This window comes from Paenibacillus sp. PL91, assembly GCF_012935325.2.
Taxonomy (GTDB): Bacteria; Bacillota; Bacilli; order Paenibacillales; family Paenibacillaceae; genus Pristimantibacillus.
Genome location: NZ_JABBYG020000002.1, coordinates 680,402 through 693,201 on the forward strand (window position 1 = coordinate 680,402; position 12,800 = coordinate 693,201).

10 protein-coding genes are annotated in these 12,800 nt (G+C 48.2%); all 10 read right to left on the reverse strand.

Annotation, left to right across the window (positions count from 1 at the left end; genetic code table 11):
* Positions 1-2 precede the first annotated feature (2 nt).
* Positions 3-959: an AAA family ATPase gene (locus HI950_RS08565; RefSeq protein ID WP_169083426.1), complete on the reverse strand. Its 957-nt coding sequence runs from the start codon at positions 957-959 to the stop codon at positions 3-5.
* Positions 960-1,098: 139 nt separating this feature from the next.
* Positions 1,099-1,449, reverse strand: a complete 351-nt coding sequence (gene spoVAE / locus HI950_RS08570) for a stage V sporulation protein AE (protein WP_169083427.1) — start codon at positions 1,447-1,449, stop codon at positions 1,099-1,101.
* A 6-nt stretch (positions 1,450-1,455) separates the two neighbouring features.
* Positions 1,456-2,469 carry a stage V sporulation protein AD gene (spoVAD, locus tag HI950_RS08575; protein WP_169083428.1) on the reverse strand — a complete coding sequence of 338 codons (1,014 nt, stop codon included), beginning with the start codon at positions 2,467-2,469 and terminating at the stop codon, positions 1,456-1,458.
* A 1-nt stretch (position 2,470) separates the two neighbouring features.
* Positions 2,471-2,923: a stage V sporulation protein AC gene (spoVAC, locus tag HI950_RS08580; protein ID WP_169083512.1), complete on the reverse strand. Its 453-nt coding sequence runs from the start codon at positions 2,921-2,923 to the stop codon at positions 2,471-2,473.
* Between the two features lie 392 nt (positions 2,924-3,315).
* Positions 3,316-5,340, reverse strand: coding sequence for a beta-galactosidase (locus HI950_RS08585; protein WP_169083429.1), 2,025 nt, complete (start codon positions 5,338-5,340; stop codon positions 3,316-3,318).
* 92 nt (positions 5,341-5,432) lie between these two features.
* Complete coding sequence (locus tag HI950_RS08590; protein WP_169083430.1) at positions 5,433-7,142, reverse strand: ABC transporter substrate-binding protein; 1,710 nt, start codon at positions 7,140-7,142, stop codon at positions 5,433-5,435.
* 71 nt (positions 7,143-7,213) lie between these two features.
* Positions 7,214-8,107, reverse strand: coding sequence for a carbohydrate ABC transporter permease (locus tag HI950_RS08595; protein WP_169083431.1), 894 nt, complete (start codon positions 8,105-8,107; stop codon positions 7,214-7,216).
* Between the two features lie 12 nt (positions 8,108-8,119).
* On the reverse strand, positions 8,120-9,079 hold the full coding sequence (locus HI950_RS08600; RefSeq protein ID WP_169083432.1) for an ABC transporter permease: 960 nt from the start codon (positions 9,077-9,079) through the stop codon (positions 8,120-8,122).
* A gap of 314 nt (positions 9,080-9,393) precedes the next feature.
* Positions 9,394-10,950: a response regulator transcription factor gene (locus tag HI950_RS08605; RefSeq protein ID WP_169083433.1), complete on the reverse strand. Its 1,557-nt coding sequence runs from the start codon at positions 10,948-10,950 to the stop codon at positions 9,394-9,396.
* Complete coding sequence (locus HI950_RS08610) at positions 10,943-12,745, reverse strand: sensor histidine kinase (protein WP_169083434.1); 1,803 nt, start codon at positions 12,743-12,745, stop codon at positions 10,943-10,945. The genes HI950_RS08605 and HI950_RS08610 overlap by 8 nt, the downstream gene beginning before the upstream one ends.
* Between the last annotated feature and the right edge of the window lie 55 nt (positions 12,746-12,800).

Genomic DNA, 12,800 nt, shown 5'->3' on the forward strand with positions numbered 1-12,800 from the left:
GACTAACGCTCTAGCCGAACCGGCACTTTCGTGGACTGAATCACCTGCGAGATGATATCCTCCGCTTTCAGCCCGTTCATTCTAGCTTCCGTACGGAGAAGAAGTCTGTGCGATAGAACGTATGGCGCAAGCTCCTTCACATCGTCGGGCGTAACGAACTGACGCTGCTGGATATAGGCGCTCGCCTTGGCTGCTCTCGTAAGCGCAAGCGCTGCACGTGGACTTGCGCCTAGCATGACGCTCCCATGCTCTCTAGTTCCTCTAATTAGGCCGACCAAATATTTGCCTACCGCCTCATCGATATGAACCTGCTGGACTTGATCCTGAATATGGATCATATCATTTATGTTGATCATAGGCTCGATCCGATCGGACGGATGTATTCCTTCATTAGATAGCACCATTCGCTGTTCGTCAGATTCACTTGGATAGCCGAGCGACAGCTTCATCATGAAGCGGTCAAGCTGTGCCTCAGGAAGCGTATAGGTGCCTTCAAACTCAATCGGATTTTGGGTAGCAAGCAGGACGAATGGGCGCGGCAGCTCGTAAGTATCTCCGTCAACCGTTACATGCCCTTCCTCCATGGCCTCCAGCAAAGCGGATTGCGTCTTCGTTGTCGCTCGATTGATTTCATCTGCGAGCAATATATTAGCCATTACGGGACCTGGACGAAATAAAAAAGCTTCCTGCTTGGGATGGTAAATAGAAACGCCTGTAATATCGGTGGGAAGCAAGTCCGGGTTGCATTGAATACGCCGGAATTGACCGCCGATTGATTTTGCCAGCGCTTTCACTAATTGCGTCTTGCCAGTGCCTGGCACGTCTTCTAAAAGTACATGACCGCCTGCAATAACGGCGATGAGCAATCTCTGGATCTCTTCCTGTTTGCCAAGGATACAAGTTTCTAAGTTTCGAAGTATAGTAGCGCATAATTGCATGTCTGCAGGACGGATATCCATTTCATTACCTCCCAAAATAACGCCTATGTTCGTTTTCAATACTACTATTTTACAGTACTTTCTTAAGTGTGCACAAATTTTTTCGCTCCAAAAAAAATTGGAAGATCCCACAGGATCCTCCAGTTTCAAAATCATATTTTTATCCTTTCGGCCTGACCACGAGCGCTGCCAGAAAGGAGAAAATAATAGCCGCCGATATGCCCGCGCTTGTTACTTTAAAGATACCGGATATTACTCCGATCCAGCCTTGATTATGCAGCTCGGTAAGCGCCCCATGAACGAGCGCATTACCGAAGCTTGTAATCGGAACCGTAGCTCCCGCTCCTGCGAACTTTACCAATGGTTCGTATAAATCGAAGCCGTCAACGATGGCTCCGATTACAACTAATGTGGACATCGTATGCGCCGGTGTCAGCTTAAGCACGTCGAACATAAGCTGACCGAGTACGCAAATTGCTCCGCCGACTAGAAACGCCCATAAGAAAATCATACCGTTTCAACCCCCTTTTGCACTTATTGCCACCGCATGTGCAATGCATGGAATACTCTCGCCTTGCTGGAACGAGAGCGGAGATAACAGTGCCCCGGTAGCAACGACCAAAATCCGTTTCAATTCGCCCTTCTTAATCCGTTTAAGCAAATGCCCGTAAGTGACGACCGCGGAACAACCGCAGCCGCTGCCGCCCGCTTGAACCTTTTGCTTCTGAACGTCATACACCATGAGCCCGCAATCGTCAAACACCGTATCGTCCATCGGTACGCCGTTTTGGATCAGCAGCTTCTTCGCAATCGGATGCCCAACTCCGGCTAAATCGCCCGTTACGATTAAGTCATAATCTTTAGGCTGCCGTCCCGTATCGTTAAAATGGGCCTGGATCGTATCGACCGCTGCAGGTGCCATTGCAGCTCCCATATTAAAAGGATCGGTAATGCCCAAATCGATGACTTTGCCGATGGTCGCGCACTCTACGACCGGACCGTCGCCTTTATCGGCAATGATGGCTGCGCCCGCTCCCGTGACTGTATATTGCGCCGTTGGCGGCTTTTGAGAGCCGTATTCCGTCGGATAGCGGAACTGCTTCTCCGCTGTACAGTTGTGGCTGCACGTACCGGCAAGCACATGGCTGCCTCCGCCCGCATTCACGACAAACGATGCGAGCGCCAGCGACTCCATGGAGGTCGAGCATGCGCCGAACAATCCAATATAAGGAACGCCGAGCGACCGTGCAGCAAAGCTGCTGCTAATGATCTGATTCATCAAATCGCCGCCAAAATAAAATTGAAGTTGATCACGCTGGATGCCGGCATTTTGAATGGCGAATTCAGACGCTTGCTCAAGCAAGAGCCGCTCCGCCTTCTCCCAGCTTTTCTGCTGCATATCAAGCTCGGGGTGGACCAGATCAAACTCTGCTGCCAGCGGACCTTGTCCCTCGTCAGGACCAACCACAGTCGCTTCGCCAATAATAACCGGCCGTTTCTCGAACCACCATGTCTGTTTCCCGCGCAGCATATTATTGACCTCCAGTGCCAAGTATGAGATGGGCAATACCGACGAAGAAAGCCGCGACCGTACCGAACACAATAACGGAGCCAGCGAGCTTGAACATATTTCCGCCAACGCCTAGCACAAGACCTTCGCTGCGATGCTCCAGAGCCGCGGAGCACATGGAATTCGCGAATCCTGTTACAGGGACGGCGGAGCCAGCACCGGCCCATTGTGCGATTTTGTCATACACGCCGAGGCTTGTTAAAATAACAGAGATCAGAATAAGCGTCGCAACTGTAGGGTTGCTTGCCGCTTCCTCGCTCATTCCCATCCCATGAACAAAAAGCTCTTGAATGCATTGTCCCACTACGCATATCGCACCGCCAAAAAGAAATGCCTTCAAGCAATTCCCGAGAATCGACCGCGGAGGCTCCATGGTTTTTGCGAAGGACTGGTATTCCTTAGGCGACATCGACATTTTTTTGTAATTGTTTTTGCTTTTGCTTTTTACAGCCACTGCAGCATCCTCCTATTCCGCTACGGCTTCTCCATATGCGCGAACTCGAAGCTCCGTAACCGTTTTGCTTTCTTCTCATTCATTATTTGTAATAGCAGGAAGCAATATTCCAGCAAAAAAAGGATTGCCCTCGGACTAATATCTAGTCGTGGACAATCCTTCCTTTAAAAGCACATCGCAAACAATAAAAGAACGAGTAAAACGTACAATACGAGCACAAGTATGCTCATTATATATCGTCGCCGCCGCTTCATGGACACAAGCGCTGCTCCCCTCATACCGGGCATTTAACTATAGCATATGCTTAAAACCCGGAGTAAGAGCCTATCCCTTGCGATTAAGCTCGGTAATGTTTAGCCCTCGATAATCATAATGTCTTTGGCCGCCAAGCTGTAAGTCCCGCTTACAAGCTCTCCAGTCAATAGCTCATTGCGTGGCTGCGCTCCAAGCTGCAGCTCGGCAGCTTCTGAATTATGGTTCAAAATAAACGTATATGAATTGCCGTCTTTGTTACGGCGGGTAACCTCTACCCCAGTAGGAGCAGCAAGCAATGGCTCGATCCCTTTTTCCTTGCAAAGGTTCGTGAGAAGCGACTGCAGGAAATGCTGGTCAGGACTTGAAGCAATATACCATGCCTCGCCTTTGCCGAACTTATTGACTGTTACAGCAGGCATGCCTTTGTAGAAATCAGAACCGTATTCGGCAACGACTTCAGCGCCTTCTGCATGGATAAGGTCACACAGCAGACTGCAAGTGTATGTTCCGCTAAGCGCGCCGTCTACTTTTGTCATCACCATTTGATTTTGCTGGCCGGGCAGCAGCGCGTCGATTTCCTCGGCCCAAATGCCAAGCACTTTGCGAAGCTTGCCAGGGTAACCGCCCGTTGTGACAAGGTCATTCTCATTTACGATTCCACTGAAGAAAGTCGTGATAAAGGTACCGCCGCGCGCGACGAATGCTTCTACCTTCTCAGCAAAGCCAGGTTTAATCATGTACATAACTGGCGCTATAACGAGATCGTACTGATCAAGACTTTCTTCCACGCTGATCATATCGGTCTGAACGTTCAGCTCGAAAAGGGCATCGTAATATTTATGAACCTCGTCCACATATTTAAGCGCGATGCTTGGACCGCTCGATAATTCGACAGCCCAGCGATTTTCCCAATCGAATACAATTGCCGCTTTTGCATCAATTCGCGAATCGAGCAGCTTATCCGAAAGCTCGGTAAGCTCATGGCCAAGCTCTGCGCATTCGCGGAATACGCGGGTATGCTCATGGCCGACATGCTCAATGACCGCGCCATGATATTTCTCGCATGCTCCGATCGAGCGGCGCAGCTGAAAGAACATAACGGTGTCAGCGCCATGCGCCACAGCCTGGTAGCTCCACAGACGCATAACGCCTGGACGCTTCAGCGCGTTATAAGCTTGCCAGTTTTGCTGGCTTGGCGTTTGCTCCATGAGCATAAAGGGCTGACCGCTCTTCAGGCCGCGCATCAATGCATGCGTCATTGCTGTATAGCTGACTGGCGTGTCAATGGAAGGATAGTTGTCCCACGACACCACATCCATATGCTTCGCCCATTTGAAATAATCAAGCTCTGGATAGGTCCCCATCAGGTTCGTCGTAATTTGTATGTTAGGCGAATGCTTGCGAATCTCATCGTATTCGATTAAATAGCAATCCAGCAGCGCATCCGATTGAAATCTGCGGTAATCCAGCGAAATGCTTTGGAAGTTCGTGCGATTTCCGCCCCACTCCTCGCTTAGCGCGTTCGGAGGAACAATCTCCTCCCAATCATAGAACGTATGACCCCAGAAGCTCGTATACCAAGCTTTGTTTAATTGCTCAATCGTACCGTATCGTTTTTGCAGCCATGCTTGGAAAGCCTCGGCGCAGTTGTCGCAATAGCAATAGCCGCCGTATTCATTGGAAATATGCCAAGCAACAAGCGCTGGGTGATCCTTATAGCGCTCAGCTAATTTACCTGCAATCAGCTTCGAATATTTGCGGTATGCCGGGCTGCTTGGGCAGGAATTGTGACGTCCGCCGAATTTGCGCTTGCGGCCTTCATAATCGACACGCGTAACATCTGGGTATCTTTTGGCCATCCATGCAGGATGAGCGCCCGTGCTCGTTGCCAAACAGACTGAAATATTGTCCTGATGCAATCTATTTATTATGTTGTCCAACTCTTCAAAATGATACGTATCTTCATTTGGCTGTATGCGCGCCCATGAGAACACATTCACTGTCGCCACATCAATATCCGCAAGCTTGAACATGCGAATATCCTCTTTCATCGTTTCCTCATCCCACTGCTCAGGATTATAGTCGCCGCCATACCATATTTTTGGAAGTTTATGATTGATCATGAATTTGTCGTTCTCCCTTCTAATTTCAACGATTGACAACGAGGGAAGAGAGCTCATGAAATGAGCCCTCTCCCTCGCTGCCTATTTTAAACTTATTTGGACCAAAGCGCCACGCGATCCTGTACCATTTTTGTAAATTCAGCATTCAGTTTGGCTACGCCCGCATCCTCAAGATCTTTAAGGAAAGCATCGTAGATTTTATCAAAGTCTGCCGGTTTAGCAAGAATGGCTTCAGGAATCCGTTTTTTCATAATGTCCTGCGTTTTTTGGAAAATAACGTTTGCTTGGGAGCCCGTCTCGAACGGAAGCGTCCAAGCCGCGCCGTATTTGCGCTCTGGGAACGCATCGTCGGCCGGCCACAAATCTCTGTAAGTTTTCGCGTTGTATTTCGCAAGCGTCTTCTTGTCTTCCTCCGAATACGCCGTTTGAATTTGCTCAGGGAACGTCGTCGTGTAGTAGTTGCCGGAAGGGTCCTTCACGCCATCGCCATAACGAGCCGACAGCAAGTAGTTGCCGATACCCGTCGTTTTCTTAAATGTATTGTTGTCGTTCGACTTCTGAGCTTGAACATCGGCAGGAATAACGCGTTTGCCGTCTTCGATGTTGTAATGCTTGCCTTCAATACCCCAGTTCACGAGTACTTGGCCTTCATCGGAAGCCAGGTAATCAAGGAATTTGATGAGACGAACAGGATCTTTAGCATTCTTTGTGATCCCTATTCCGTAGCCGGAAAGGTAGCCTGTGCCTTGGAAAGAGTGATCTTGGAACGTGTCATTCAATGTAACAGGGAAACGAGCGTAAGTTGCTTTGAATTTACCTTCTGCTTTCAATGCGTTTTCCGCATCGGCGTAATCCCAGTTTTGGTCGATTAAGCCCAGAACCCGTCCAGATGCCACTTTAGCTTTGTATTGGTCGTACTTTTGAACGAAGCTTTCTTTGTCAAGCAAGCCGATATCGTTCATGTGGTTCAACCAGCGGAAATATTCTCTTTCTTCCGGACGTTGATAGTGCATGATCGCTTCATGCGTTTCTTGGTTAACGTAGAACTCGCCATCATCCGGTGCCCCTGTTGCGTAGAAAGCAGGGTTCGTAACTGAAATCAGAATTTGCCATTCGCCGCCGTTAAGCGACATGCCGATTGTCGGCTGGCCGTCTGCCGTTTTAGGGTTTTTCTCGATATAAGCTTTGATTGCCGCTTCGTAATCTTGTACGGTTTTGATTTCCGGATAACCGGCTGCTTCAAGCACTTGATGCTGCAGCTGGAAGCCGCCGCCCGCTTCAAAGTACGTTTGGCCTACGCCGTCTTGTGGAAGCATGTAAATCGCATCGTCGTCCTCGCTCCAGCGAAGGCGGTTGAAGTATTCGCCATAAACCTTTTTCAGGTTCGGCGCGTGCTCCTCGATCAAAGGACGAAGGTCGATCATTGCGCCAGCATCAACCAATTTGCCTGCGCTGCCTTTTGGCATAACAAGGTCCGGATAATCGTCGCTTGCTACCATTAGGGCGAACATATCGGAATCGGTACCGCCAACAGGAAATTCCTGTTTAATCGTAATACCTGTTTTTTCTTGAATCGCTTTACCTACGTCGGATTGCATATCATCCCAGTTCGCGTTGTTGTCTCCCGATGCTATGCGAATGGTAATCGGTTCAGCTGCTGCGCCTTCGTTCGTCGAATTCGTTGCTTCATTCGTCGTTCCGTTGCCCGTGCCGCTTTCATTATTCGAATTGCCGCAAGCTGTTACGAATACAAATACAAGTGCCAACATCAAGCTCAGAGCCATTTGCATCTTTCTTTTCATTGCTGGAAAGCCTCCCTTTTTTCTTGTGCGTAATGTACATGTATATAACAGGAAACCTGCTATTACCAAAATTAGCTTTTTACAGCTCCAAGCGTCATACCCTTCACGAAATACTTCTGGAGGAAAGGATACACCATTAGGATAGGAACGGTAACAACAATCGTAATCGCCATCTTAATGGATTCAGGTGAAACCGATGCGATCGCTTGCTGCGCATTCGGATCACGGTAATTGCTTCCCGTTTGCGTGGACAGCAGCACCTTCATCAGCTCGTACTGCAGCGTCGTATTTTCGGGACTCCTGTTGTTGAACAGGTAAGTGTCAAACCAGGAATTCCAGTGACCGACCGCAATAAACAAGGCAATGGTTGCTAGTACAGGCTGGCAAAGGGGAAGGATAACCTTCCAAAATATCGTCCAGTCGTTCGCGCCGTCGATTTTGGCCGATTCTTGAAGCGCGTACGGCAGTCCGTCAATGTAGGAGCGGACTACGAACACGTTCCAAACGCTGAGGAGTGCAGGAATGATATAAACTGAGAAAGTGCCGATCAAGCCAAGGTTTTTCATGAGCAGGAAGCCCGGGATCAGGCCGCCCGTGAAATACATCGTCAAGGCGAATACGACTGACATCCATCTTCTTGCCTGAAAGTCAGGACGGCTTAACGTGTAAGCCATCATGGAAGCTGATAGTACACCGATTGCAGTACCTAATACCGTACGGATGACGGAGTTTTTAAAGCCGACCAGCAAGCCGTCGAAGCCAAAAATCGTCTCGTAGTTTTTCAAAGTAAATTCCCGAGGATATATGGTCAAACCGCCTCTGACGGTGTCCACTGAATCATTAAACGAAATCGCAAGTACGTTTAAGAATGGATATAACGTTACAATAGCAACGATTGCCATGAATACATACACGAATGTGTCGAAAATTTTATCGCCGGTAGCTCTTCTAGCCGTTCCTTGCATATGCGCTGCCTCCTATATGATTGATTCTTTGGTGACTCGTTTGTATATCCCGTTCGCAATAAACACGAGCAGAATGCTGACTACGGAGTTGAATATACCGATTGCCGTACCATACGAATATCGGCTCATTTGAATACCGTACTTGAGCGCATACAGATCGAGTACCTCTGAAAAATCGGATACGAGAGGATTGCCCAGCAAAAACTGTTTTTCAAAGCCGATGCTAACTAAATGACCGATGGATAGAATGAACAATACCATGAAGGTTGTCCGTATGCCCGGCAGCGTGATATGCCACATTTTGCGGAAACGGCCTGCTCCATCTACGGTTGATGCTTCGTATAGCTCCGGATCGATACCCGCCATCGCTGCTAAGAATATGATCGAGTTCCAGCCCATTTCCTTCCACAGATCCGATAGGGTTACGATGCCCCAGAACCATTCGCCCTTAGCCATGAACTGAATCGGCGCATCAATGATATTTAAGTACATGAGCAATTGATTGACGGCGCCGCCGTCTGTCGACAGCATCTTTGATACGAGTCCGGCAACGACAACCCAAGATACAAAGTGAGGCAAATAGGAAATCGTTTGAACAGAACGTTTGAAGAACTGCCCTCTCATTTCATTCAGCAGCAGAGCGAAGATGACTGGAATCGTAAAGCCAACAACCAGTCCCATCGTACTCATAGCAAGCGTATTTCGCAAAACGATATAAAATCGCTCGTCCTGGAACAACTCTATGAAATTATCGAGTCCAACCCACTTTTGATCCAGTATGGAGTTTTTGGGTTTGTAATTTTGAAATGCGGTTAACCAGCCCCAGACAGGCACATAGCTGAATATGAATATCCAGATAACGAATGGCAATGACATCATATACAAGTAACGCTGCTGGAAAGCTTTGAACCAGAATCGGTTCTTTTTGTTTGTGGTCCCTGCTTTAAGGGCACCTTCTGTTAGCGGTTTCATCGCTGCTCCTCCTTATGTTTTTGCTTCCGGCAAAAACGGCTTCGTAAGCTTCCTTTGTGTCTCTCGTAGCTTACCCTCTCTTATCTGTACTTATCATAAACGATGGATGCCACTGCCTTGCACCCGACAAATTAGATCTAAAATCATATCAAAATACGCACTTTCAAGCGCTTTCATAATCATTGGCTACATGCGAAAAATCATTAAAAAAGACGTCTATGTCCCGCTTAGCTCTATCAGCATGGCGATATAGACGTCCCTTGATCTTATAGCTTTTCGTTTAATAGGATTCTGTATTCAATATTCTGTATTCTCTATTCCGAAGCCGGCTTACCAGACACGCTCTTGAAGGAGGAGGGAGAAACGCCCTTATACTTTTTGAATTTGCTGTGGAAGTAATCGACATTCGCATAGCCGACTCGCTCCGACACCTGGTGCACCTTAAGTCCCCCCTGCAGCAGCTCGATCGCATGCTGAATGCGGACTTGATCCAAATAAGTATTGAAATGCTCGCCCGTATAGTTTTTAAACATTTTACCGAGATAGCCGCTATTATAATTGAACAAATCAGCCAGCGTCTCCAGCTTAATGTTCTCGCTGTAGTGACGTTCAATGAAATCCGTCATCTGCTTCATCACGGACAGGCTGTCCGATTTGCCAATCTTCGCTGCCAAATCCGACAATCGCTTCTGAAGCTGATCGATCATTTCATTATAATGATGCGCGAGATATAGCGCGGTAATCATCGACAAATCCTCTTGCACGGAAATCCCCGGACTAGAGGCAGTCGCTTTGTTCAGCACAATTGTAAGCAGCTGCGCCCAGCTCGACTTGATGGATTGCTCCGATGTTTCATAGGCGCAAATTTGATCAGAAGCCTCTTGGAGCGCCTTATCCACCCCATCCTTGCTCCCGATATCCAGCATGTAAAAAAGCTTCTGAGCAAGGCTGTCGATCGATGGCGCTTCTTTCTCAGCGTCCTCCGACTGCTTGTCATGATCAGATAAGGATACCAAATGAATTTGCTGCCCCTGCAGCATGAAGCGCCGCTTCAGCAAGCCGCGAACGGCTGGCGTCCACTTCAGCAGCTCCGCGGGCTCGCGAACCGATTCGCTTGCGGCAGCTGCGAAGCGCACCCGCGTTCCGCAGCATTCCTCGATCCATTGCTTCATTTGCTCGCGCGAGCCGTTTTGCAGCAAAAAATCTTTCAGCAGCACACCCACATAGGGCTCAGCAGAAAATACCCAGCCTAGCTGCTTCTGCTCAATGTGATCGGCCAGCTTCTTCTTAAGGGTAGCATTCATCGTTAGGGAATGCTCCCTGCTGTACAGCTCGATTAAGAGCAGCTGATAATATTTCGCAGGCGCTCCCAAGAGCAATTTCAGCTCCTGGCTGCCTGCAATGCCAGAATCAAGCTTGCCTGTGGCGAGCTTCTGAAGCATCTCCTCGCGCAGGAGCACCGTTGATTGCTCCACATTCAGCTGCTGCTCGGATTGCTTCTTGAGCTGGAGGCTGATGCGCTCGACGTAGCTCTCCAGCTCATCTTCATCGATCGGCTTCAATATATAACCGTCTACATTATGCGCGATCGCTTGCTTCGCATAATCGAACTCGGCATAACCGCTCAAAATTAAGAAATGACAATCCGCATCCGTCTTCCTTATTTGCTCTATTGCCTGCAGTCCGTCCATGCCAGGCATACGGATGTCGATTAGAATCAAATCGGGCCGGAGCACGGCATGCTTCTCTACCGCCTCTTTGCCGTTCGATCCTGCTCCAACGACGGTAAAGCCGTATTTACTCCAATCTACCAACGTCTGCAGCCCTTCTCGAATCATCGGCTCATCGTCGACTATAAGTACTTTATGCATGTAGATGACCCCCTATCGGTATTTCAAAAGTAATGGTAGTACCCGATCCAAGCTCGCTCTTTATCGTCAAGCCGCAGCTGTCGCCATAGATCATGACCAGCCGCTGGTGAACGTTGCGCAGCCCGATCCGGTACTCCTCCTCTTCCTCCATATCATGCAGCGCTTCATTAATTTGAATGATTTTGTCCTCGCTAATGCCTACGCCATTGTCAACAACCTCTACGCGAAGCAATCGATCGCTCACCTCCGTCGTTAACGAAACGAAGCCCCCCTCGGCCACATTTTCCAGCCCATGCACGACAGCATTCTCGATGAGCGGCTGGATAATAAGCGGCGGTATTTCAATCTCTTGTCCGGATTCATCAATATCGAGTCGAAAGGTCAACCGATCGTTTCCGTATCTAAATTTTTGGATTTCCAAATAACAGCGGACCATTTCGAGCTCGTCCTTTAGGGCGATTTTGCGCGTTCCAACCTCTAAGTTTCGGCGAATCATTTTGCCCAGCATACGGACGATCGACGATATTTCGGTCTCTCCCTTGATATGCGCCTTCATCCGAATCGATTCCAGTGCATTGAACAGAAAATGCGGGTTGATTTGGCTTGCCATCATTTTGAGCTTTATCTCTTTTTGCCTTAGCTGCAGCTGCGCTTGCTGTTTGTGCGATTCCGCTACCTCGTCCATCAAGCCGCGAATGCTGACGACCATATTGTTGAATTGCTTGGACAAAATACCGATCTCGTCGCTCCCTGTCACATGGGATATAACATTCAAATCTCCCATCGCTACCTTGTTCAAATCTTTATTCAGCACAAGCATCCGCTTCGCTAAAATCGCCGAGAAAATATAGATCAATACGAACGCGATAAGAAGACTTAGCATAATAATGCCGAATCCGAGCAAGCTTATGTGGTTGGCTCCGCTTACGATGCTGTCAATCGTAAACACAGAGACGATTTTGAGCCCGTTACGGCTTGATTCGGGAAGCAGGTCCTCTATTACGATTTTGGAGGGTTTGCCGTCATATTTAAACTCGTATGTGCCTTCCGCTTTATTCGTCAGCTTGCTCGCAAAGTCCAATTCAGCTATGTTTTTGCCGACCCACGCGGGGTTTTTGGCCGCGATCATATAACCGCTCTCATCGATAATCATCGTATCGAACGGCTCCTGGCTGATCATCGCGTTCAGCTCGTCTTGGTTGACCCCGATAACGAGCACGCCGCTTGTACGGTAGGTTGGAAACGAAATTTTTCTAATCAAGCTCAAATAATTACGGTTATTCTTCGTTTCGTCGGGTATATACCCCCAATGAATGCCGTCCTCGCCAATCGCGGTCTTATACCATGGCTCTTGGGCAATAGTATCAGTCAGCTTAAGAAATTCCCAATTATCTAATATCGTCATATTCGTCGTGTAGAAACGAATGTTGTAAATTTCATTGTACAGGTGAACATAGTCGCGAAAATCACGATAATCCCAAAACGCCTTTACAACCTCAAAGGTGGAGTTGTACTGCGTATTGACGACATTCGTCAACCGACTGTCGACGAGCAGCTTATCCGAAATCTCAATTGGCATCCGTATAATATCGAGTGTCTGCTTCTTGATTCGTTCTACGTTATTCGTAATTTGCTGCGTCGCTTGATCAAGCACGTTTTGGCGGAATGCGACGGTCAAAAATATGCCTACGATAAGCACCGGAACAAAAACGACTAAAATGAAAGAAAAAATAAGCTTGTTTTTTATGCGTATATTGTTCATTCTTTGCGCAATCGAATTGATGCCTGGCTTCATACAGCTGCTCCTCCCTTCAATAGGTAAGCGTTTACTTTTTTGCGCGAAGTTTTGA

Excerpts from the sequence above, each read along its gene's own strand:
- HI950_RS08610 (WP_169083434.1), bottom strand. The coding sequence starts at position 12,745 with ATGAAGCCAGGCATCAATTCGATTGCGCAAAGAATGAACAATATACGC.
- spoVAD (WP_169083428.1), bottom strand. The coding sequence starts at position 2,469 with ATGCTGCGCGGGAAACAGACATGGTGGTTCGAGAAACGGCCGGTTATT.
- HI950_RS08590 (WP_169083430.1), bottom strand. The coding sequence starts at position 7,142 with ATGAAAAGAAAGATGCAAATGGCTCTGAGCTTGATGTTGGCACTTGTA.
- spoVAE (WP_169083427.1), bottom strand. The coding sequence starts at position 1,449 with ATGATTTTCTTATGGGCGTTTCTAGTCGGCGGAGCAATTTGCGTACTC.
- HI950_RS08605 (WP_169083433.1), bottom strand. The coding sequence starts at position 10,950 with ATGCATAAAGTACTTATAGTCGACGATGAGCCGATGATTCGAGAAGGG.
- HI950_RS08600 (WP_169083432.1), bottom strand. The coding sequence starts at position 9,079 with ATGAAACCGCTAACAGAAGGTGCCCTTAAAGCAGGGACCACAAACAAA.
- HI950_RS08585 (WP_169083429.1), bottom strand. The coding sequence starts at position 5,340 with ATGATCAATCATAAACTTCCAAAAATATGGTATGGCGGCGACTATAAT.
- HI950_RS08565 (WP_169083426.1), bottom strand. The coding sequence starts at position 959 with ATGGATATCCGTCCTGCAGACATGCAATTATGCGCTACTATACTTCGA.
- HI950_RS08595 (WP_169083431.1), bottom strand. The coding sequence starts at position 8,107 with ATGCAAGGAACGGCTAGAAGAGCTACCGGCGATAAAATTTTCGACACA.
- spoVAC (WP_169083512.1), bottom strand. The coding sequence starts at position 2,923 with ATGTCGATGTCGCCTAAGGAATACCAGTCCTTCGCAAAAACCATGGAG.